At 41.2% G+C, this 22,836-nt stretch carries 18 protein-coding genes; 7 read left to right on the plus strand and 11 right to left on the minus strand.

The features are described from left to right. Positions 1–142: 142 nt before the first annotated feature. Positions 143–2,407 (plus strand): TonB-dependent receptor, encoded by a 2,265-nt coding sequence (locus ACT3ID_RS17985; protein ID WP_491543452.1) that lies wholly within the window; start codon positions 143–145, stop codon positions 2,405–2,407. Positions 2,408–2,411: 4 nt separating this feature from the next. Then, a complete protein-coding gene (locus ACT3ID_RS17990; RefSeq protein ID WP_491543453.1) occupies positions 2,412–3,308 on the plus strand; it encodes a DUF4249 domain-containing protein in 897 nt (298 codons plus the stop codon). Between the two features lie 37 nt (positions 3,309–3,345). Here ACT3ID_RS17990 and ACT3ID_RS17995 read toward each other — a convergent pair whose 3' ends face one another. From ACT3ID_RS17995 to ACT3ID_RS18045, 11 genes are all read right to left on the minus strand, one after another. Continuing rightward, on the minus strand, positions 3,346–4,590 hold the full coding sequence (locus tag ACT3ID_RS17995; protein ID WP_491543454.1) for a Gfo/Idh/MocA family protein: 1,245 nt from the start codon (positions 4,588–4,590) through the stop codon (positions 3,346–3,348). A gap of 1,212 nt (positions 4,591–5,802) precedes the next feature. Continuing rightward, positions 5,803–6,801 (minus strand): flagellin, encoded by a 999-nt coding sequence (locus ACT3ID_RS18000; RefSeq protein ID WP_491543455.1) that lies wholly within the window; start codon positions 6,799–6,801, stop codon positions 5,803–5,805. Positions 6,802–7,122: 321 nt separating this feature from the next. Beyond that, on the minus strand, positions 7,123–8,124 hold the full coding sequence (locus ACT3ID_RS18005) for a hypothetical protein (protein ID WP_491543456.1): 1,002 nt from the start codon (positions 8,122–8,124) through the stop codon (positions 7,123–7,125). Positions 8,125–8,136: 12 nt separating this feature from the next. Then, positions 8,137–8,283 (minus strand): hypothetical protein, encoded by a 147-nt coding sequence (locus ACT3ID_RS18010; protein WP_491543457.1) that lies wholly within the window; start codon positions 8,281–8,283, stop codon positions 8,137–8,139. Between the two features lie 126 nt (positions 8,284–8,409). Next, complete coding sequence (locus ACT3ID_RS18015) at positions 8,410–9,276, minus strand: hypothetical protein (RefSeq protein WP_491543458.1); 867 nt, start codon at positions 9,274–9,276, stop codon at positions 8,410–8,412. Further along, entirely contained in the window at positions 9,269–10,390 is a 1,122-nt protein-coding gene (locus ACT3ID_RS18020) for a DegT/DnrJ/EryC1/StrS family aminotransferase (RefSeq protein ID WP_491543459.1), read from the minus strand. The genes ACT3ID_RS18015 and ACT3ID_RS18020 overlap by 8 nt, the downstream gene beginning before the upstream one ends. Next, on the minus strand, positions 10,387–10,935 hold the full coding sequence (locus ACT3ID_RS18025) for an acyltransferase (RefSeq protein ID WP_491543460.1): 549 nt from the start codon (positions 10,933–10,935) through the stop codon (positions 10,387–10,389). The genes ACT3ID_RS18020 and ACT3ID_RS18025 overlap by 4 nt, the downstream gene beginning before the upstream one ends. Then, positions 10,904–11,353 carry a sugar 3,4-ketoisomerase gene (locus ACT3ID_RS18030; protein WP_491543461.1) on the minus strand — a complete coding sequence of 150 codons (450 nt, stop codon included), beginning with the start codon at positions 11,351–11,353 and terminating at the stop codon, positions 10,904–10,906. Before ACT3ID_RS18030 ends, ACT3ID_RS18025 begins: the two co-directional genes overlap by 32 nt. After that, entirely contained in the window at positions 11,343–11,753 is a 411-nt protein-coding gene (locus ACT3ID_RS18035; protein ID WP_491543462.1) for a sugar 3,4-ketoisomerase, read from the minus strand. Before ACT3ID_RS18035 ends, ACT3ID_RS18030 begins: the two co-directional genes overlap by 11 nt. Beyond that, on the minus strand, positions 11,740–12,624 hold the full coding sequence (gene rfbA / locus ACT3ID_RS18040) for a glucose-1-phosphate thymidylyltransferase RfbA (RefSeq protein ID WP_491543463.1): 885 nt from the start codon (positions 12,622–12,624) through the stop codon (positions 11,740–11,742). The genes ACT3ID_RS18035 and rfbA overlap by 14 nt, the downstream gene beginning before the upstream one ends. A gap of 1 nt (position 12,625) precedes the next feature. Next, positions 12,626–17,689, minus strand: a complete 5,064-nt coding sequence (locus ACT3ID_RS18045; protein WP_491543464.1) for an FkbM family methyltransferase — start codon at positions 17,687–17,689, stop codon at positions 12,626–12,628. Positions 17,690–18,120: 431 nt separating this feature from the next. Between ACT3ID_RS18045 and ACT3ID_RS18050 the strand changes: the two genes are divergently transcribed. The 5 genes from ACT3ID_RS18050 (at position 18,121) to ACT3ID_RS18070 (ending at position 22,611) form a co-directional block, all read left to right on the plus strand. Further along, the gene (locus tag ACT3ID_RS18050; protein ID WP_491543465.1) at positions 18,121–18,450 is read left to right on the plus strand and encodes a flagellar export chaperone FliS; all 330 of its coding nucleotides are present in this window, start codon (positions 18,121–18,123) and stop codon (positions 18,448–18,450) included. A 20-nt stretch (positions 18,451–18,470) separates the two neighbouring features. After that, positions 18,471–19,868, plus strand: coding sequence for a flagellar filament capping protein FliD (gene fliD, locus ACT3ID_RS18055; RefSeq protein WP_491543466.1), 1,398 nt, complete (start codon positions 18,471–18,473; stop codon positions 19,866–19,868). Positions 19,869–19,871: 3 nt separating this feature from the next. Beyond that, on the plus strand, positions 19,872–20,216 hold the full coding sequence (locus tag ACT3ID_RS18060) for a hypothetical protein (protein WP_491543467.1): 345 nt from the start codon (positions 19,872–19,874) through the stop codon (positions 20,214–20,216). 18 nt (positions 20,217–20,234) lie between these two features. Then, positions 20,235–20,588 (plus strand): hypothetical protein, encoded by a 354-nt coding sequence (locus ACT3ID_RS18065; RefSeq protein WP_491543468.1) that lies wholly within the window; start codon positions 20,235–20,237, stop codon positions 20,586–20,588. Positions 20,589–21,168: 580 nt separating this feature from the next. Then, complete coding sequence (locus ACT3ID_RS18070) at positions 21,169–22,611, plus strand: sigma-54-dependent transcriptional regulator (protein ID WP_491543469.1); 1,443 nt, start codon at positions 21,169–21,171, stop codon at positions 22,609–22,611. The last annotated feature ends 225 nt before the right edge of the window (positions 22,612–22,836 follow it).

Genomic DNA, 22,836 nt, shown 5'->3' on the forward strand with positions numbered 1-22,836 from the left:
TTCTATTGCTTCATCTTGCCCTTTTACCGGGAACAACACCTAATCCGAAGCTTTAGCGGATTAATACTTTTTCCGTTTAGGTCAGATACAATCATGCCGATAAAAGAAGAGAGAGTCTAAGTGGAACAAATAACTATCAGTCGTGAAATATCTGACCGCATTTTTACTCCTTATATCTATACCCATCGCTGTATATGGACAAGAAAAATCCATCGTCGAAGGATATATCAGCGATGCTGAAACCGGTGAACCTTTGCCAACAGCTCATGTTATACTTTCAGAAGATGTCGGGACCTCAGCAGATACGACCGGATACTTTTCATTTAAGGGACTCCCAACCGGTGAATACAAAGTTTTCTCATCCTTCCTCGGCTATAAAAAATTTGAAAAAACGATATCAGTACAATCCGGGGAAAGGACCAATCTCAACATCAGATTAGAACCGACAACATTCAGGCTTGAGGAGCTTATCGTAAAACAACAGGGGACATCTTCCGGGCAGCGAAACATTGGGCAGGCAAACGTGACACCCTCTTTTTTGAGTTCGCTCCCCTCGATTTTTGAGGATGATCTTCTTCGATCGCTCCAGCTGCTTCCGGGAATTAAATCGAGTTCGGAACTGTCCAGCGGCCTGCACATTCGCGGTGGTAGCCCTGACCAAACACTTATCCTGTACGATCAGGCAACACTGTATAATCCTTCTCACTTTTTTGGATTCTATTCGACTTTTAATCCGAGTGTAGTGGGAGATATTACCCTTTATAAAGGTACATATCCCGCACAATATGGCGGACGCCTGGGGTCGGTGTTATCTATTACAAACAAAAGCGGCAATGACAGTGAACTTGCCGGTGAACTTTCACTCGGCATGCTGGCGACCAACCTCTCGCTTGACGGACCCCTGGCGAACAATAGCGGATCGTGGTTTATTTCAGCACGGCGATCCACCTTAGAACCACTGCTAAACGTACTCAACAGAACATATGATGATATCCCAGAAAAATTTTATTTCATGGATGCCACCGGAAAAATACATTTAAACCCGGATTACAAAAACGAATTATCGCTGTCATTTTACACAGGAAGTGATCTCCTTGATTTTCCCTTTTCGGATGATGCCAACATCACCCTTAATTACGGCAACCAACTTATCAGCAGCACCTGGAAGCGCTCTTTTTCGAATAATTTTCTTTTATCAGCCAACGTTTCCGGTTCGCGTTATTATACCTTCCCCACGTTTGATGTTGCCACAACACCCTATGAGCGATCAAACGATGTTTACAATCTGGGGCTTAATGTTAACACTACCTATCAGCCGAATGACCAACACGATATTTTATCCGGTATCAAAATCGAGAACAATATTATTAAACTTGAGGACAAAGAGGAAGGAGATCTAACTTTCAATTCTCGCAATCAGACTACAAATGCAGCTGTATACATTCAGGACAACTGGTCTATAACCGACCGCATTATTTTGTCTCCCGGCATCAGGCTGAGCCATTTTGCCTCGGGCAGTTATTTTAGGACAGCACCCAGATTATCCCTGGAATATCATCACTCAAAAAATATACGACTGCAAGCGGCTTACGGACGCTATCACCAGAACATGACGCTTGTATCACATGAGGCATTCTCCGGATTAGATGTTTGGCTTTCCTCCGATGAAGGCGTGCCTCCCTCCTCGGGCGACCAGTATGCAGTGGGGATTAAAACCCTTCCCTTCAAGGGATACCGGCTCGATACCGAAATTTATTATCGCACTATGTATGATCTGTTTGAACCCGATCCCTTTATTCCGGATCATTCGGGACTGCCTTATCAGGAGACCTTTCGGTTTGGAGAAGGATATGCTTACGGAGCGGAATTCTTACTGGAAAGACATATAGGTCCACTGACCGGTTTTTTGGGATATACTTTCAGCGTTGCACGACGTCGTTTTCCCGATACCAACAGGCCTCTTGCCAAAGATGGAGAGGCAAGTTTCTTTCCCACACGTTTTGACCGTACTCATGCCCTCAATATCTCAGTTCAATACCAGTTGAATTCGCAATGGTCGGTTGCAACAAACTTCACCTATACCAGCGGTAAACCTTATACCAAACCTATTGCCAGAACCTTTTCTTTTCGATCGCCGCTTAGCGATCGAGGCAATCATGAAATCGTCACCGGGAAAGTTAACGGCGCACGTTTACCTCCCTATCATCGACTGGATCTGAGTATTTCGCGAAAAGGAACATTTTTTGGATCGGGTAGCACAGAATGGGATTTCCAAGCTATCAACGTGTATTCGCACCGCAATACCTGGTTCTACAATTTTGATCTCAATGATAAACCACCCGAACATCGAGAAGAAGTGCAATTGCTCCCCATGTTGCCCAGCATATCCTATAAAATAAATTTCTGATGCCATGAAACACCGAATTCCCCTTTCTGTTTTAAGTCTGTGTCTCCTCGGACTTACCGGATGCGAGTTATACATGGATGGCGATCAATTTGAATCGCACTACGCCGTAGAATCCTATCTCATAGCCACGGATACTCTACCCGAAGTGAGGATAACACGGACCATCCCTTTGGAAGAGGATTTCAACAGAAAGAAAGTGGCTGTAGAAGATGCCACCGTTGAAATAAGGTTACTAAACGACGATGAATCCATCGCGGAACGGTACCGGTATGAACACGCAAAACTGGGAAGCTATCAGCCTGTTGACAACGAGCTGGTAAAATCCCAGAAAAAATATGAGCTGGTTATCACTTTTGAGGGAGGAGACACTGTTCAGGCCAAAACTACGGTACCCAAAGCGTTTAAAGTTACCAAAGAGATTCCAAAGCAATACGTCTACCGCGAAGAACCGCCGATTAGCTTTTCAACAACACCAAGTCAATATCCGGGACGTCAGTCCTATTATTTATTTACTGCCCAGTCGCTGGCTAATTCTGAGGATAATTTGACACCTCTATATCAGAAACTTGTAGAAGAGCATAAAATGTGGATCAACAGCTATTTTATTAATTCATCGGATGTATATAATGAAAAGAAATTCAATACAAATGAGCAGAAAGATATCGTATTAACAATTCCCTGGTCTCTGATCGCTTTTTATGGCCCCAACGAACTCTCGGCTTATGCCATAGATAACAACCTCTACGACTATGTGCGATCAAATGATGATTTTACAGAAGGAACGACACTCTCCAACGGCGAAATTCAGAATACACGATATGGTAACATTACCGGAGGTATCGGTATTTTTGGCAGTATGGCAAAAGTTAGCCGTAGAGTTGAAATAGCGAAGGCAAAGTAAAACTATCCGCAATCTGCTAGTAAACCACTTAACGTTATCAATCGAAAAGCACCTTGGCGCCTTCTCCCTGGGCTATTAATGATTTATAGTTCTCAAGATTTTCCTTAATCGTTTTATCCGTAAGATCCAGCGTCTCACCGCGCTCGGCAGCCATATAGGCAGCCTGACAAATCCAGGTGGTTTCAAATCCATATTCCCAATCCAACAACGCATCTTCGCCATTTAAAAAGGCATTTTTCATATCCTCAAGCTCACTTACATATCCGTAAAGATCGGCTTCATTCGGTTGAACGGTCAGCAGTCCGCGGGATGAGGTAGATTTTTCGAGCGCTGTTTCGGCATCGGCCACAGCCTCGGCGGCATCATCGCCAATAAAAATTTCGAGTGGAGAAAGCAGCGTATTTATCTCCATGGCATAGCCCGGCCCAAGGGCATCCATTGTCAGCCGCAAACCCTGCTTGTCGTACATCCAGGAATCGGTAAATTGCGCTTTAACAATTTGTTCGGTCTCCGGATTTTTAAAGGTCACTATACCGGTGCAAAAATCCTCGGCCGGTGTTTCGCCGTAATCAACTCCGTGGCGCTCTTTGAGCTCTTCCCTGTATTTCGGTTGTCCCCATTTTAGCAGGCAGGTATCGGCCTGTACCGAAATGGGCTTCAGAAATCCCGGCTCTTTGCCAAGAGGCGTAAGAATATGTCGGGCGACCGCAATGCTGTGGCAGCCCATATCCGAAAGTACGCCGCCACCCTGTTTTATGGGATCCCAGAACCAGCCGTTATGCGGTCCTGCGTGCTCTTCGGTACTGCGTGCGAGGGTAAAATTTCCCATCTCCTGCTGCTGTGGCTCCAGCTGGAGCAATGCTTTATTAATGGCTCGCATATGAATCTGATTTTCGAAATAAGCCGTCAACAAGTTGGCGGAATCGGCCAGCTCTAACAAACGCCGGGCCTCAGCAACCGTTCGTCCCAGCGGCTTTTCGCATATAATGCCGGTAAGCTCTGTTCCTTTTTCTACGGCATCGACAATCTGCTCGACGATTTCAACCCGCACATAATTCGGAGCCAACACTGCTACGGCATCGCAATGCTGGCACACCTCTTCTATGGTATTGCAAATTCTGCTTTCGCCAAGATTATTTTTTCGGACAAATTGAGCCAGCTCTTCTGAAGTGCTGCGTTTTAAAACAGCTGACAACTCCAAATTACGCACTTGTTTCATCGACTCCGCCATAAAATGTGCTATAAATCCCGACCCGATAAAGCCTACTTTCAGCGTCTTCATATCTTTTTAAATTTAAGTCTGATTTTCACTCAATTTTCATGAACTGAATTTAAGGAACAAAGAAAAATGTAAGTGCTCAAATAATTTTGCAATCCGAGGGTTGCTAATCTGTAAGCCTGTCCTTTCCCTTCCAAGGCAAGAAAAGGCTTTTTTAAGATTTAAAAACCTTTTCGCTAATATTAAACTATAATAATAATCTCTTCACCTGCGATAGTAAGGATGGTCAAGCTGAGCTATAAGTTTATAACGCAGTAGTGAAAGAAATCGAAACAAAAATCTCTCCGCCGACGATCAACAAAGTCGAACTTTAAGAATTAACATCTAGTTACTTAAGGTTTATTCAATCTCTCTAAATCCCTCTTACACGCCGTCGGTCGCGGCTCTAAGAGGGACTTTAAAAGCCTCTCAAATTGATTGTTGAATAGTTTGAGAGACAAAGGGTTCCTCCTTGCCTGTCCCGAGACTTCGGGGAGAAGGAGGAATGTTTTTAGGAAATAAGAAGCCGACAAATTTATCCAGGCAAATACACAAATCAAGCTTCTGCAGATTCCTCCGCGCGTCCGCTTAACCCCAGCGGACTTAGTCGGAATGACGTCCAGAGTGTCCCAAAAACAACATAATGACGCAAGCGTCTGCTTGTGCCGATATATTTCCTTCCAAAGTTCCAGCTTGGGAAGGATTTCTTCTGCTTATTAAGCTTTAAGGATTCATGCCGAAGCTGGAGCTTAGGCATGAGGTAAAAATAAGGCAAAGCAAGAAAGTACAACTCCTTCCGATGTTATTTCGAACGAATCCCGAAAACTTTCGGGAGAAGTGAGAAATCTTTGTTTTCTCTATTACAATTCGAACTTTGAATAATGATTTGCAAGATGTACAGGGTTCTATCCTACCTACGTTTATTCGCTATATCTGTGTCATCCGCGTTCCATCTACATCTAACCGAAATTCTTACCAAGAAATTTATTACTCAGCAAGGCAAAGACAAACTGGCGGCAAATGTACCTATGTACATTGAGCATCCGCCAGCCGGCAGATCAACGCTACTGAGGGGCAAATTTCGCAGCAAAAAAACACTGTTATCCATGCAAGTTGTAACCTTACATTGGTGATAAAGAATTAATAACAAAATATTTGTGAGAAGTACGGGTAAATAAAAAATCCATACTGCCCGAAGACAGTATGGATTTGTAACCAATGTAGGAGTCAGGTGTGTTAGCCGCCGATAAATCCGAGTACGGATTGTGGTCCGTTATTGGCCTGCGCCAGTGCGGATGTTGCGGTCTGTTGCAGAATTTGCAACCTGACAGACTCACTTTGTGCCTTCGCAAAGTCAGTATCCATAATACGAGACTTCGCTGACTCGTTAGCACTTACTGATTCGGAAAGTGTCTGCTCACGTACCGACAGCGATGATTGGGTAATACCAATCTCATTAACATTTTCTGACATTGTTGTAATAGCGTCATCAACATCATCCAAGAAAGCTCGGAAGTCAGCTGAACTCGCAACAGTATTATCAGTGTTCTTAATTTGAATTTCACCACCGGGACTTGCAGCTCCAGCTGTTCCAGCAGCAGTAACTTGTATAGCATCACCATTGGCCATTGCACCACCATTCGTAGTTGTTTCTCCCAAACTTGTTGCTGTTGTAGACCCAGAATTAAAGAGCTCTGCAACATTAACAGCATCTAAGTTTGCCTCAATAGTATCTTCTGCCCTTTCACCAACCTGGAAAGTCATTTCAAGAGTACCACTAACTGTAGCAGTTGTATCATCTCCATTCAACAACTGATAGTCTTGATAGACTGTCTGGTCAGCAATTTTATTAATGTCTTCGCCCAAGGCTTCAATTTGCTCACCAATAAAGCCCCGCTCCTCTTCACCCAAGGTATCATTGGACGCCTGGGTAGCGAGTCCTTTCATCTCGACTAAGTTGTCCATAACTGTTCCATAACTGGACTCGGCAATATCCAAGACGGACTTCGCATCACCCACGTTTTGCATCGCCTGGTTCAGTCCCCCAATACGACTGCGCAACTTCGTCGCAATCGAGAAACCTGCTGAATCGTCCTCGGCACGGTTAATACGCTTACCGGTTGACATCTTCAGCTGGTTCTCAGCCATCTGCTTATTGATCTTATTCAGCGACAGCTGAGAATCCAGCGACTGTATGTTTGTGTTTACCCTGTTTAAATCTCCAAAACTTGCCATAACTTTTCTCCGTTTTTAATTGTTGTGAAATATGTTAAAGTATCTGCATGACACAGGTATTATCGTTGGGCTGGCGGGGTTCTTAAATATTTTTTTTGTTTTTTATTTTAGCCGCCGATTTAGACAAATATGGGGGCTTTGTGTACAATATATTTAAGAGCAGTTTCATTATGCCGCGTCGTGAAATATTCGGAATGATTTTTTAAAAGAAACTATTGGGATATCCTAACCGAACATGGTTATCTTACCCATATCTATTGACGTTGGATTAAAAGAAATGTTTATACGCTGTAATACCGATATCAAGATAAAACAACCTCATTACTGGCTGTTTTGAACCAGCTTCTTGAGTAGCGCATCTACAACTATAGTCTCATACTTCTCTACAGATTGCTCATCTTCTACTTTATATATATCACGTACAGCAGCTTTGTCATTTCCAAAGGTGGGAAGATCCGGAAGCTCGTCTATTTCTGGATAATCCTGAAGAAAATTGATGCCATACTTTCCATTTAGCCAGTAAAGATCCTCGCGGTGATTATGATAAACAATACTTTTTACCCAATCCTGCAGTTCAGGTTTATGCGTAAAAGGCGCTGTAATATGAACCAGTGTCTTTAAATGGATTTTACCGTTAAGCTGATCATCAATATGGGAATAATGGTGCCTTTGGATTTTTTCCAACAGAGTCATCTGTTCAATAGAAACAGACCTTTTGGTTCTTTTTTCTTTCTGAGAAAGTGCATCAAAATCAATTCCAATCAGATCACATAAAGTTTTGCATGAATTTTTTCCTTTTACATACTTAATAAGTTTTGTATCAAAGTGTTCAGACCATGCTTCAATAGTCCCTTTAAAGTCGTATTTGTATTCAAAGGGAGATGAAATATACGATCTTGCCTTAAGAATTTGCTGCTGATGTGATCGGTAAAATGCTACAGGTTCACGTACAAAAACGTATACGATGATCTTATCAAAATAATCTTGAAGGAAAGTGACGATATTCTCTATATATTGGGGATTGCTTATAAACAGATATTCAGTAGAGATAATCTGGTCATCGTCACTTTTTAAATCTTGACGTAACTTAGTGAAATAGTTATTAAGAACACTTTTAAGCTTTTCATGTTCTAATCCTTTATAGGTTCGCGCCCAATCTTTTTGAGGGGCATTTGATGCAAAAAACAATAAATGGTGATCGGGATTAGGCCCTGGATAAATAAATCCCTGCTCTTTAAGCTGATTCCTGTTTGCGTGAAAAACTTCCTGAATTGAGGTCGTTCCGGTTTTACCAGAACCAATGTGCAAATGTAATGTACTCATCGTTGTTAATGTTTAACCCTTTTTGATTGCTAATTCTTTATTAATCCTATTATTGGCTATTTCCAGGTCTTTAGTATCATCCACTTCAAACCATCCCCGCCGAATGGGGATATAGTTTAGTCCCCCTTCCTTGGCAAAATGATTAAGGATATCAGTCATATATTTCGAAGAGATCTTTCGTTCATCTACTGGTTCAAGTTTGAAACTCAGACATTAGAAATTAAAACTAAAACTGGCCGAGTCACAGACTTAGCCGAGTTATTACAGATATTTATAAACATGTTCTCAGATGGCCTTTTTTATCATTTTTTCATAAGATTTGTTCATTTTATTTACAACACCTATATCTATTTTCGTATCTACTACTGCATCTTTATTTAATTTTATATTGGGTATAGACCAATATAGCTTCTTTAATAATTTTCCAGCTTGAGAAGTTGGTATTTTTTCAGGATAGCTTGAAGACATGCAATAAAACATATATTGCTTTAATGATGGATTTTTTGCTATGAATTTCCCTTTCTCTCTTAATGATTTATTTTTTTGGGTTAATGAAATACGCTTTTTCGAATTGATATCAAAAACATCACTTAAGCAGTAACCTTGACCTACAAGTTTTTTAAAATCCAAATATATGATATCACTAAAGCCAGCATCTTTAAGTACAGCATTTAGTTCTAAATAATTAAATATTTTGCAGTAGTTACTTTTTGCAAAATCATTGATTGAATTGATATTGCTTTTATTTAGTCTAAAATAAAGTTCTTGGTAGTATGAACGTATAGCTTTACCAGGATGCCTTAAAACGATTATTAATTTAGGATTTAATCCATCCAAGACCTTGTATAAGTTTTTAATCTTTTTCTGCCAAGGATAATTAGGAAAATCCAGCAGAAAAGATTCATTTGAAATAATAGTATTTTTGTTCCTCGAATTGATAGAGGTCAAAATGTCTTCCTGGGTGATTGAAGAGAAACCTAATATAGAACGGTAAATAGCTCTACATATCAATTCGTCTACTTTTGGCCTGAATGGCGTTATACCTCCATAATACAAATCAGGTTCTTCTAAATTATAAAAGTAATTCTGAAGAGAAGTTGTAGCAGTTTTGGGAGGCCCTATATGTATATATAAATCAAATGAGTTATCCATAACTATTTACAACCTTTATAACCTTATTAACTTCATCTTTTTTTAATGTAGGATTAATGGGTAAACTTACTATCTCCTCATGAATCTTTTCTGTTATTGGCAGCGAATAAGAATGTAGTTCAGAATATCCTTCTTGCTTGGACGGAGGAACTGGATAATGAATTCCCGTTTCAATGTTATATTTATCCAAAAAAGTGATAAACTTGTCTCTTTTTTGGACTCTTGCCACAAACAGATGCCAAACGTGTGATTCGTCATTCCGAACATCACCATCCTTTTTATTCACCGGCAGTTTTACTTTTGGATTGTTAATGTTCTGTAGATAAAACTCTGCAATCTTTCGGCGGCGCTGATTGTCTTCATCCAGTCCTTGCAATTTTACGCGGAGCACTGCAGCCTGCAGCTCATCCATCCTGCTGTTAAGACCTTTATATTTGTATTGATACTTCGAAGAAGCCCCATAATTGCTAAGCATCCGGCAACATTCAGCAAGTTCTTGATTATTGGTACAGATAGCTCCGGCATCTCCCATGGCCCCCAAGTTCTTACCGGGATAAAAACTAAAGGCTGCTGCATCACCCAGTGAACCGATGCGTTGCCCTTCAAAGCAAGCACCGTGTGCCTGGGCAGCATCTTCTATTAATTTCAGATCATATTTTTTACACAACTGACCTATTTTTTCGGTATAGGCATTTTGCCCATATAAATGGACAATCATGATAGCCTTGGTTCGAGAAGAAATTTCATCTTCAATTAAATCCGGATCGATATTAAATGTAGCTTCATCGGGTTCTATCAAGACCGGCGTCAAATCAGTATCCATAATGGCTAAAATGGAGGCGATAAAAGTATTGGCAGGTACAATTATTTCATCGCCTTTTTCCCAATCGTTCAATAGGCTGTGAGCTTTTAAAATAATTTTCAATGCATCCAAACCACTGCCAACACCGATGGTGTGATCTACTCCGATGAAATCCGCAAATTCCTGTTCGAAATATTCCTTTTCCTCTCCAAATAAATACCAGCCCGAACTTATCACCCGGTTCATAGAGGCACGAATATCGTCTTCGTACCTGCTGTTATAAGTTTCGAGATTTAGAAATGGAACACTCATACTTTAACTAATTCCTCTTTTTCTTCCATCCATTTCTGGGTATTACTGTCGATCCAAAAGCCATTTCTTTTTTTCATCCTGGAACCGTCATCGTTTACCCAGCCTACTATTCGGGCAGGTTGTCCGACAACTAAAGCCCTTTCCGGCACATCCTTTGTAACTATTGAACCGGCACCAACCATGGCATATGCTCCAATCTTCGTACCCCCCAAAACAACGGCCCCCGCTCCAATTGAAGCATGATCACAAATAACGATCTGCTGAAACTGATCCGGATACTGCTTTGATCTTGGATACTCATCATTGGTAAAGCTGACATTGGGACCGATAAAAACATAATCACGAACCCGCAATCCATCCCAAAGCTGAACACCACTTTTTATGGTTACCTCATTTCCTATCTGCACATCATTCTCAATAAATACATTGCAACTGATGTTACAGTCCCGACCGATACGAGCATCCGCGAGAACAACTGTAAACTGCCAGATCGAAGTATTTTTGCCAATATGCTCAGACTGTACGTCGGATTTGTGATGTATCATCGCTACTCTTATATCGTTTAAATTTCTCTTTATCCCTGATATAGTCTGCCTCATTATATTTTTCTGAAGCAAGAACCAAACAGATAGCACCAGAGGAAAAATTGTGCAGCTCCCGCCAAAGGCCGGGCGGCATGTATACCCCGTAATATGGATGGGAAAGATTAAAGGTTTTATTCGTCGTGCCGTCACTTAACATCAGATCGAAGCTACCGCTGGCGGCCACAATAAGTTGTTCAAGCTCGGTATGGGCATGTCCACCGCGCCCTTCTCCTCCCGGGATATCATATAAATAATACACCCGATCAATAGTGAAGGGGATGATACCTTCAAGGTTATTAATAGCCGTGATATTCCCCTTTTCATTAAACACCTTCGGCAGTTGAACAAGTGTTGAATCATAAACAGTACTAGGTTGCATATAACCTCCTGTATTTATCAAAATCTCTGATATAATCTTCCTCTGTAAATCTCATATCCGAAGCATGCAGCGATAGCGCATTTGTTGAGAAATTATCCAGATGACGCCACTTTTGGGGCGGCAAGTATAATCCATAGTAAGATCTGTTCAGCTGGTGTCGCACTTCCTTTCCGTCCGGATGTGTAACTACCACATCAAAGCTGCCACTCAGGGCCACAATAAACTCCTGCTGCTCATGGTATGCATGTCCGCCGCGTCGTTGTCCGCCCGGCACATCGTAGGTCCAAAACACCCGTTCAATTTCAAAGGGAATCTGGTTTTCATCCTCAAAAAATGTGAGGTTTCCCCGCGGATCTTTCTTTTTAGGCAGTTCTATGATTTCCACTTCAGGCATAAGCATGCTCCTCCTTCTGAATCAATTGTTCCAGATAGCGGCCGTATCCACTTTTGCTCAATGTAAAAGCAATCCGTTCTAGATCTCCTGACGATATCCATCCCTTGCGCCAGGCAATTTCTTCGGGGCATGCTACTTTCAGACCTTGTCGCCGTTCAATGGTTTCAACAAACTGTGAGGCTTCACTCATAGCCTCATGTGTCCCTGTATCAAGCCAGGCAAACCCTCTGCCCAATAGCTCTACATCCAAATCATCCCACTCCAAATACTGCTTATTAACATCCGTAATCTCTAATTCACCTCGGTCGGAAGGCTCCAATGTTTTGGCTATATCGACCACTCTATTGTCGTAAAAGTAAAGACCGGTTATCGCATAATTGCTTTTTGGATTTTCCGGCTTTTCCTCAATCGATTTCACCTTCCGATTTTCATCGAACGCAACTACACCAAAACGTTCAGGATCATTTACCCAGTAACCAAAAACAGTTGCTCCACTTATATTCCGGGCAGTCTTTTGAAGTTTGGGTTGGAAACCCTGCCCATAAAAAATGTTATCACCTAAAATCAGGCACACATCGTCATGCCCAATAAAATCTTCTCCAATAGTAAAGGCCTGGGGCAATCCTTTCGGTTCAGGCTGTACCTCGTACTGCAGGTTAAGTCCCCACTCGGACCCATCTCCCAACAACTGCTCAAAGCTTTCCTGATCTTCCGGAGTCGTGATAATCAGTATCTCCCTTATATCGGCCAGCATTAATACGGATAGCGGATAATATATCATCGGCTTATCATAAACTGGCATCAGCTGTTTAGAAACCACTTTTGTCAATGGATACAAACGCGTACCACTGCCCCCGGCTAGAACTATTCCCTTCATCTTATTTCATTTCTTCGGTTATAACTTCAATGATACTTTCTGCATGTTTTTCAGCAGTAAAATCTGTCTTAACAATTTTTTGTCCCCGTTCGACTTTTTCTTGCAAGCTACTCCAATCTGCAGTCACATAATCAGCCAACGAATTACTGTTCTGCGTACCACCTACAATTCCTATCGCATCCTCATCCCAAAAGGTTTTTTCTAACCCTTGATTAAAATCCGATACTATAAAACAACCATTATTCATACCCTCATATATTCTTGGATGGATGTTATCCAAATAGGTAGGATTACAGTTAAGTGTAATCTTAGTGTTTCGATATAACTGGTTCAGTTTCTCTTTGCTGACCTCCCCAATCCACTCAATATTATTTTTGTCTTTTAGCTCGGGAATTAATTCTGATACCTGTTTATTTGCAGTTATAACGGCCCTGTAACTGTCGGGAAGTGTAGCGAGCTGCTCTTTTAGCATATTTATGCGGCGATATTTTCTGATCGTCCAGTCTACCAAACTAAGAACCTTAAGCCAGCGGAAATCCTCTTTTGTCTTGGTCCCGCCAAATTGATATTTATTTCCAAACTTTATCTGATAGATCTCTGAGAAAATGGCCAAAATGGATTTCTCATAATTATCAATAGCCTCCTTGTATAGTGCCAATCCAAGGTCTGCCTGTTTAGGCCCAATATCCTGAAGAGATTCTTCCAAAGATTGCTGATTGGCAAAAAACTTATGTAATCCCCATGGAATTAATACATCGATGGATCGATCTTCTATTTGTTGCAGATTGCCTGCATTTTCAGAGAGTGGAAATAAATTGCCAATTTTCCTGACTGATACATCTGGAAAGATTTCTTCCATCTCGTCTTTTAAAGACGAAATAGGCGTTAAAAACACCATATTATCAGCACTGTTTATTATCCTATTCCACATAAATTCCGTATAGGGATGGTCTCCAAGAAATGCGAATCCGGTAATATCCATGAGATCAAATACATTTCCTGTCACTCCCATATCGGAATGGACCTTCAAATCATATCCCATCACTCCCGAATAACAGGCATATCCGGAACTATTTCTTACATTGTATAATGCTTCAAGAAGCTCCGGTTTTGAAGAAGAAATAACACTTGCACTAATTCCTTTTTTCCTAATTTCTTGTGCTAATTTTCGAGCTCTGATCTCGTGAATTCCATGAGCACCGCCCTGCTTACCGGGATATCCCAGGTACAAATGCTTAAAGGCACCTGACTTAGCCGACTGTCCGGTAACATTGGCGGCAGGTAAGCTTATATCATCTTCCTCATTATTAAGTGCAGCTATTGCATTAGTTGAATCAACCGAAAGTTTAATCACTTTTTTGATCGTACCACTCACCTCCGGATTCCCCTCCAGTGCTTCTAACATATTTCGATCCTGCTCATCGGCCATATACATCGACGGATTTTTAAGCGTTATCCATGCCTCTACGATACGCACCGTCAACCATTTTGAGAGATCCGTCTCAATAGTCGTTTTATCCTGCTCGGCAAGCGGCGGGAAAAATGGAAGCTTGACCGATAATTCACCACCGGCGTTTACGATTTCCATTAAATTTTTTGTCATCTCCACGGCCTGCGATCGTTTACCCAGCTGTGTCATCACACGTACGTAGGTCAGGCCAGCAGAAATTCCGGCACTTCCGTTATTAATCAGACCAATCAAAATATGGGCAGCATTCAGCATCAGGGCACCCTTCCGGGAACGCGCCGAAGGATCATCATTATCACGAACATCCATCTGCTCGGCAGCACAAATAAGGTTAATTGCCTCCAGGTATTCGTCATGATTCCCGGCTTCAATATTCTGTTCCCAATCATCTAGCAGTGATTCGGCCCAGGGTAATTTCCCCAGAACTTCCTTCCATCCGCGAGAATCCGTGGCCTCAACTTTTATACTTTCATCAAAAATCCAGCCGTTTTCTTTAAATTCATCGATCCTGCTTTCTGGGATAGCTATCACATTCATCAGATAGGGATCAACGCCCGCTTCGGGGTCGTGTTTCGCCAACAAACCAGGCCCCGGAATATACTCGTATAAAGCATAGTCCATCTTGTTAAACTGACTGCGTATTTTATTCAAACTATCTCCATCACCAACAGAGGCAATCACTACAGGAGAGGTTGCATTCAACATGACTTCTCCGCCTTCAATTACTTGCGGCTCCATACCGTTGACATCAATCTTAATCAGATCGATATCTGGCTGACCGATAAAGCCCCACCATTTATCCAGCGTGGAAAGTGGAATTTCGTCGCCCTCTGTCAACGTATTCAGCTCAGGTGTTTCGGCTTTATTTACCCCTGCTCTCTGTGTTTTTTCAGCGAGTCCATGAACATAAATTTCCAGCTGATTCAGATCATTTTCGATCTTGCTCCTCTCAAGGTAATTGCGTGTATCAGATACTGGTTCAAAAGCATACACCTTTCCTTTCTTTCCAACTTTTGATGCCATTGGCAATGAGTAAGCTCCGAATCCGGCTCCCACATCAGTAATATGCATACCGGGCTCTATAAACTCGCGCAAAAACGTTAATTCTGGTTCAAACCACTCTTCCTGTTCTAAAAGTACATAGGTTGTCAGCACGTTTGTATCTCTCGGAACACAAATGCTCACTCCATCTCTGGTTTCGATGAAGTATTTCTTGTCCTTTTCTTCTGTCATACGTTGTGAAAATCCATTTAATCGTTGATTTGCATCATGCGAACCGGTCCCATTCGGGGATATCCTTGTATCATGTCCTAATTCCTCAACGTTAATCAGTGACTCTTCCATATCTTGCTCATCAACTTTTTCCTCTTTTAAATTGGAATCATTCTCCTCAGTCAGTTCACTCATTACACCATTTTCTTTGATGGTAATCAGCGGTGTAGTTTCAGGTCCGTCTGTCAGCTCCGACACTCTCTCTTCTGACAGTGATTTTATTCTGATATGATCTGCCCACTCTTCTTTCTCATTTTCGTAACCATCTATCCATTGCTTCCACATTTCCCGGAAAGCCATCGACAAATGAGCTCCAAACCGCTTGCCGTCACAAACCGGAGAGTTCAACAGTTGATCACGCAACGTTGACCTCCATTCTTCCAGCTTATTCAAACCATTCGACAATGCTACCGCTTTCTCGATATAGTCCTCCCAGCTGTCGGCAACCCATTGTTCCAAACCGGCATTCATAAGATGAGTTGTAGAGTGACGTCCGGCAAAAGTAGGTCCTGGCAGAGTAATAACCGGTACGCCCATGTACAAGGCCTCACAAGTGGTTAAACCACCGGAATATGGCCAAGGATCAAGGGCAACATCTATTTTATTGTACGCATCTAAATGCTCATCATGAACAGACTGCCCCTCAAACTCAATACGCTCTCCTGAAATATTCTCCTCAGCCATCACCTCTAATATCTGCTTGCGAAAGGATGCCGTATCATACTGTTTACTCTTCAGGTATAACCTGCTGCCCGGCACTCGGTGCATTATTTTCGCCCATTTTCTCAGGACTACATCATTTACTTTAGTGGGATTATTAAAACACCCAAAAGTGATATATTCGTTTTCCTTTACAGGAAGCGGTTCTACGTCTGGGGCATAGGCAGGCGGAGTATAGGTAATGTAATCATCAGGCAGCCGCACTAACTTTTCAGTATAATATTGCCCTTCTCCTTCAGGACTTTCAAAATTATCGGTAATCAGATAATCAAAAGCCTCCAGCCCAGTGGTATTAAACAGTCCCCCCACCCACTTGACAAGTATCGGTGCTGGCTTAAGAGCCATTACACTCATACAATTATCGGAAGCATGCCCTGTAAGGTCTACTAATATATCCAGATTATCATCGTGGATGATATTCTTAATAACCTCGTCACTGTATCCAATTATAGATTTCCAGTGATCTATGTTTCTGTGAATTCGCCGAGTTATAAAATCAAATTTGTTATTTGTAGTATAACAGAAGAGTTCAAAATCATCGTCTGGCAATTGCTCCAGAGCTCCCGCAATCATCCAACCAACCGGATGCCGACGAAGTCCTCCGGAAATAAAACCTACCTTTAATTTTTTTTCTGTACTCGTATCTACTTTCTTAATCTTTGCAGTTCCATTCTGTGCAAAATATTTTCCATATTTAAGGTGCTCTTCAAAAATATAATCACGGCTATTATTAGGATTATAGTGCAATCCCATTAAATAATTCGAAATGGCTTCACGAGGATCATCCATATTTTGAATAGCTTGCCGGTAATTTTTTTCGGATTGATCAAACCGACTCACTTCTTGCAAACAAAGTGCATAGTTTACCCTCAATACATTATTTTGGGGCTGTTCTTCAAGTAAATCTTCATAAAGAGCTATAGCCTCATCATACATGCCTCTGGATTTATAGAGCTCAGCCTTACTCACTCCAATCGGGATCTGATTTCCTTGCAACTCTTCGGCCTGCTGCAGACTTTCTATTGCCCTATCAAGATTCCCCTTCTTTTTATAGATCTCCGCCTTTTCAAGCATTGCTCTAATATGATGCTCTTCTATTTTCAGAGTAATATCAAACAATTTCATTGCTTGGTCCAAATCACCCTGATCACGATAGATTTCACCTATTCGATAAGCAACCCCTGCATTAGTTGGATCAATTTCATTCGCCCTTTTATAACATTGCAGGGCCTCATTCAACTTTGCCTGCGCCCGATATACCGATCCCAAATTCAACCACGCTTTTAGAAAATCGGCTTTTCTGTCTACTGCTTCCTTCCCATACCTTTCGGCCTCATCAAATCGTACCAGGTTATAATAGTTTACGGAAAGCATATGATAGGTTTCTGGCTGCTCCGAACCATACTTTACCGCTTTTTCAAGATAACCAGACGAAGCCTTATGCTCTCCTTTTAAAGAAAGTGCAATTCCCATCATATGATGGGGTACCCACTGGGATTCTTTCTCGACCTGCTTACTATCTAATGTGGGCTTAAGTTCGGCTATAGCTTGATTCGGCTTTCCCCACTCTAAATATTTTTGGGCTTGCTTGATCCTTTTCTGCAAGGGCTTGTTCCGTTCGTTGACATTTTTTTGTTATCCTGCACTTTCTATCAGAACAAATAAAATGCCATTACATGAAATTGCTTTCAGAAGGCTTCTCTTCCAGACATGACGTTGTTATGAACGGAAATTATTTCTTTGGAAGGGAATTTTTGGCGGTTCAGGGACTTTAAAATTTTATATCGCTAATACCCCCGACATTCAATCCTTCTAATCTCCTTCTCCGGGAGAAACTCCCAAAATCAGTTATAATCTATGTAGATCTCTGATCTTATATGGTCCCGACAGAAATAGCATGGCATATTCTTTGCATCTCAAACTGTTGAAGAACTTACATTGATTAAAGACTTCTAATACAAACACCCTTAAGTAAATCATCTTTTGTCCGATAACAACGAATAACGAACGATTAATTTTTATTGAATCATAAAGCTATGCGGAATCCACAACAGGTTTATCAGCAACAAGCGATCAAAAATGCATCGCCATTACAGCTGGTCGTAAAACTGTACGACCTGCTACTGCAGGCGACCTATAGAGAGGATAAAAAGCGAGTGAACGATGTGCTTAACACTTTGACAGAAAGCCTGAACTTTGATCATGAGCCGGCAGATGAGCTTTTTCAGCTTTATCAATACTGCCAGGATTTAGCGCGGGAAGAAAATTATGAAGAGATACGAGAAATCCTAGAGCCACTGCGTGATGCATGGGAACAGGCAGCAAACGGCAATATCGAGATGGATGAACAAACAGCTGACGTCTAATTCAAAAACATCGATTTATTATGAATTCCATAAGTAGTCTCATCCAACAAACCAATCCATATTCCCAGTTTATAGACCAGCTGGTAATGATCGAAAGCCAGAAAAAATTTCGGCTTGAAGATCAAAAAGGTCAACTGAGCAACAAGCAGTCAGCCTTGAGCAAAGTGAGTTCTGTTATATCGGATTTTACTTCTCAAATTGATGAGCTTACCAGTACTACTTCTAATAGTTTTAATCCGCTCAAGGCAACTTCAAGTAATGAAAATGCCATTCGTGTTGACTCTATATCAGGACTAAATGATCCTAATACCTATGACATTTCGGTGAACCGGAAAGCTACAAAAGATATCATGCTGTCAAATGTAATGGACGGCACAGCAACTGGTTTAGCAGGGAGCGGAGATGGTTCTGTTGATATCACTATAGGTGACAAAACAGAAACGGTTTCTGTTACCACCACTAATAGTGACGGTACCGATAAAACAAATAAAGAAATCTTAGAATCATTTTCTTCTGCTATTAACAATCTGCTGGGAGAGGAATCCGATAGCGATGTCTTTGAGGTTGATAACGACGGAAATGTTCAACTGTCGGTTAAAAGTGCTCAGACAGGATATGATGAACGCATTCAATTTAGTAATGCTACAGGAGTTCTGGCCGATGTAACAAATAACATGTCGCACCAAAAAACCGATACTACAAATCTCGATGCTGAATTTACGGTAGATGGAATAACGTTCACGCGTGGGCAAAACACCGTGGATGATGCAATCTCAGGCATGACATTTACCCTTCTCGGCGATACTACTCAACAAGAGCAGATTACTGTCGAAAAAGATATAGAAGAAGCTGAAAGTAATGTCGATGATTTCATTAGTAAGTTTAATGAGATGAATAAAATAATTCGTCGACAGACCTTTATAAATGGAGAAACTGGAAATAAAGGACCACTGCAGGATATGCGCTCTATCCGAAACCTAACGATCAACTTGCGCCAAACTGCACTTACGGATATGGCTTCTGCTGGGGCAGGAGAGTTACAAAATCTCACTGAAATTGGTATTGGTTTCGAAAACAATGGAACCATGAAAGTGGAGGACGCTGACTTGCTAAAAGAGGCTTTAAATCAAAGGCCTAATGAAGTTAAAAGTCTGTTTACTAATGATGATTCTCCGGTAACGCGTATGTATGATCGTGCCGACGCCTTTACACAAACAGGTGGTATTATCTCTTCACTCGAAAGCGGGTTAGATCAAAAAATTGGTTTTCTGGAAAATCGCATCGAGTCTGAAGAAAAATACCTGGAACGCTATGAAGAACGACAGCGCGAAATTTTTGCAGAGATTAGCCAAATGCAGCAGGAAGGCCAGCGTCAGTTTAACCAGATAATGAATCAACAGGCAACACTGGGCTTTTAATAAATGAACAAGATCGCCAGCCAGCTTAAAAAGCTGATACAAATAAATAGACAAATCATTAACCAGCTTCATAAAGATGATGCTGACATTGAGTTACTGCGTGAGCGATTTGAGCAACGAGGAATTTATACGCAACAATTATCTAAACTAACATCGAATGTTGATCATTCTTTATTAACTGATAAGAGGAAGAAAACGCTCAAAGATCTTTTTAAACGTTTTGAACGGCAACAGATAAAAATTGATAAAGCATTTGATTATATTTTAGACAAATCAAAAGAGAAGCTTAGTGAAGCTATTAAAACGAATAAGGCTGAGAAAAGCTATCAGTCTTTAAATCAACAATAGATTTCATATAGGACTATTATGGATATTAATAAATTAAATAACATCAACAGTAGTAATTTAAAAAAGACGGATGAAGCATCGAATGGTCAGAAATCTTCGGATGCATCTTCATCAAAGTCTGCTAACTCACCTGCTGATAAAGTTTCAATCAGCGATTATCAGTTTCGCAACAACGATCAATTATTTGCCAAACTCGAATTGGAAAAACTAAACAATTCTGCCTCTGATCAGCTAAAGGACATGAAAGCTCAAATAGCGGAATTCAAACAGGCGACAGAAGCATCCGACAAAACAGCTGAAGAAACAGAAATTGGTCAAAAGATCAACGATCCTGCGGTATGGGAAGATATCGCTCACAAAATTTTGTCGTAGAAGGCTTATTGCAGAATAGGTCCTGTGAATCTGGAGCTATTTATTAACGAAGAACAACAAGACCGCGGATGTCATGACGTATCCTGTCTGAACTCGATCCGGAATTTTTCAGCACCTGCACATGATTCTTCTTTAGAAGCTCTAGCATTTAATTTCTCACCAGCTTTTTATAAGAAGAAAAATTTTGGTGATGACTTTTACAGTTTATTTTGGCAGCCAGGTGTTAATACTATTTTTACAACAGACCCTGATTCACCGCCCCGTGTAACATCCGAAGGATTCCAAAAGGCAACTGGCGAACAGGATGCCCCTTTTTTCAGAATACCTGTCGGCAACTTGTCTTCTCAATCGCCAAACACACTGTTTTATTCAGCATTCTGTGTTCACAGCCGGATTCTGCATCTGTTATTTTAAATATTACCTTTCTTAATAGCCTTAACAGCAAATGTTAAAGCATTTTCTTTTGAACTTTTCATCAGAAAAGCTTTTAATATCTGAGGAAAAAGGGTTACAAATTACACGGATCAATATTTCCCTCTCAATTACCCCATACTGCTAACGGAGTATCAACATATTATATATGAATGAGCGTGTTTTAATAATCGAAGATGACACTATGCTGCTCGAATTTTTGGAAGAAAATTTGAGCATGAATAACTATCAGGTTGAAGCTTTTGAATCGCCCATCGATGCCAAAAAATTTTTAGAAGATAACGAGGTTGACTTGGTACTTACCGATGTTAAAATGGATGAGATGACTGGTGACGAAGTTTTATCACATATCACCGATAATTATCCGAATACAGGAGTCATCATGATGACCAGCTTCGGCAATATCACCCATGCCGTTCGGGCACTGCAAAAAGGAGCTTTCGATTATGTAACAAAGCCGTTTAAAGCCAAGGAAATTGTATATCGTATTAACCGGTTTTTTGAATCTGATAATCTCAACTTTACTAAAGAGCACAAAATCCAGGCTTTAGATGATACAAACGAAAGTGCAAAAGAGGATCCTTCGGCGCAGGGAACTTCGGGAGAGCTCATTCAGCCAACAGACAAACAGTTCATAGGCCAGGATGAGCAAATCAAGAAACTGATGAATATTTTACCCCGGATCGCTGAAAGTAAAGCACCGGTCATGATTCAGGGAGAAAGCGGAACTGGTAAAGAGGTATTTGCTAATCTTATTCATCAAAACAGCAATCGGTCTGATAAACCATATATAAAAATAAATTGTGCAAACCTGCCTAAAGAACTCGTAGAAAGCACACTCTTCGGACATGTCAAAGGTGCTTTTACGGGAGCCATATCTGATAAAAAAGGGGCGTTTGAAAAAGCTAATGGCGGTACTATTTTGCTGGATGAGATTACCGAGATTGATACTAATATGCAGGCAAAACTACTGCGTGTGCTCCAGGAACAAGAATTCCACCGCGTGGGCAGCCAAGAGCCTATTAAAGCAGATGTGCGCATTATTGCTACTTCTAACAGAAATATTGCCAAAGCTATTGATGAAGGAGAATTTCGGGACGATTTGTACTATCGTCTGAATGTCTTTCCGATTTCAATACCTCCGCTTCGAAATCGCAAAGACGATATTCCCCTGCTGATAAACTACTTTATTGATCGGTATGCTGAACAATACGGAATAGAGTCAAAGGAGGCTTCTGAAGAGCTTGTGGAATATCTTACTCAGAAAGAATGGAATGGCAATGTACGTGAGCTGGAGAATAAGATTCATCGCGGCGTTATTCTCTCAAACGAAAGTGATACTATCACCCTCGATCATATCGAAAATAACCTGTTTTCAAAAGTGGATCTTGAAGTAAGCAAGAAAGTGCTTTCGGATCTGCCCTTGATGTCGATTGAAGATATGGAGCTTCAGCTTATTAAAAAGACACTGGAACACACCCAGGGGAACCAAAAAGAAGCTGCCAAAATACTGGGCATCACGGACCGAACGATCCGGAATAAAATTAAAAAAGCCTCCTCTGGTGATGAAGAAGAGGATGTTGATGAGTAGTCATCGCTGGCAATGCTTCGTACTAGATCCTTCTTCCCTGCCGCGCGAGATCCCGCATCGTAGTGCGGGATGACGTTAGTAGTAACCTACCTCGTTCCAAAGCTCCTGCTTCGGAACATGCCTGAATATTCCGTTAGATGACTCGTACATAATCTCCACCACTAACGACGTCATTGCGGACTTGATCCGCAATCTCGCACGGCAACAGCCCTGAATTTTATTTCA

This window comes from Fodinibius sp. GM108, from assembly GCF_058386985.1.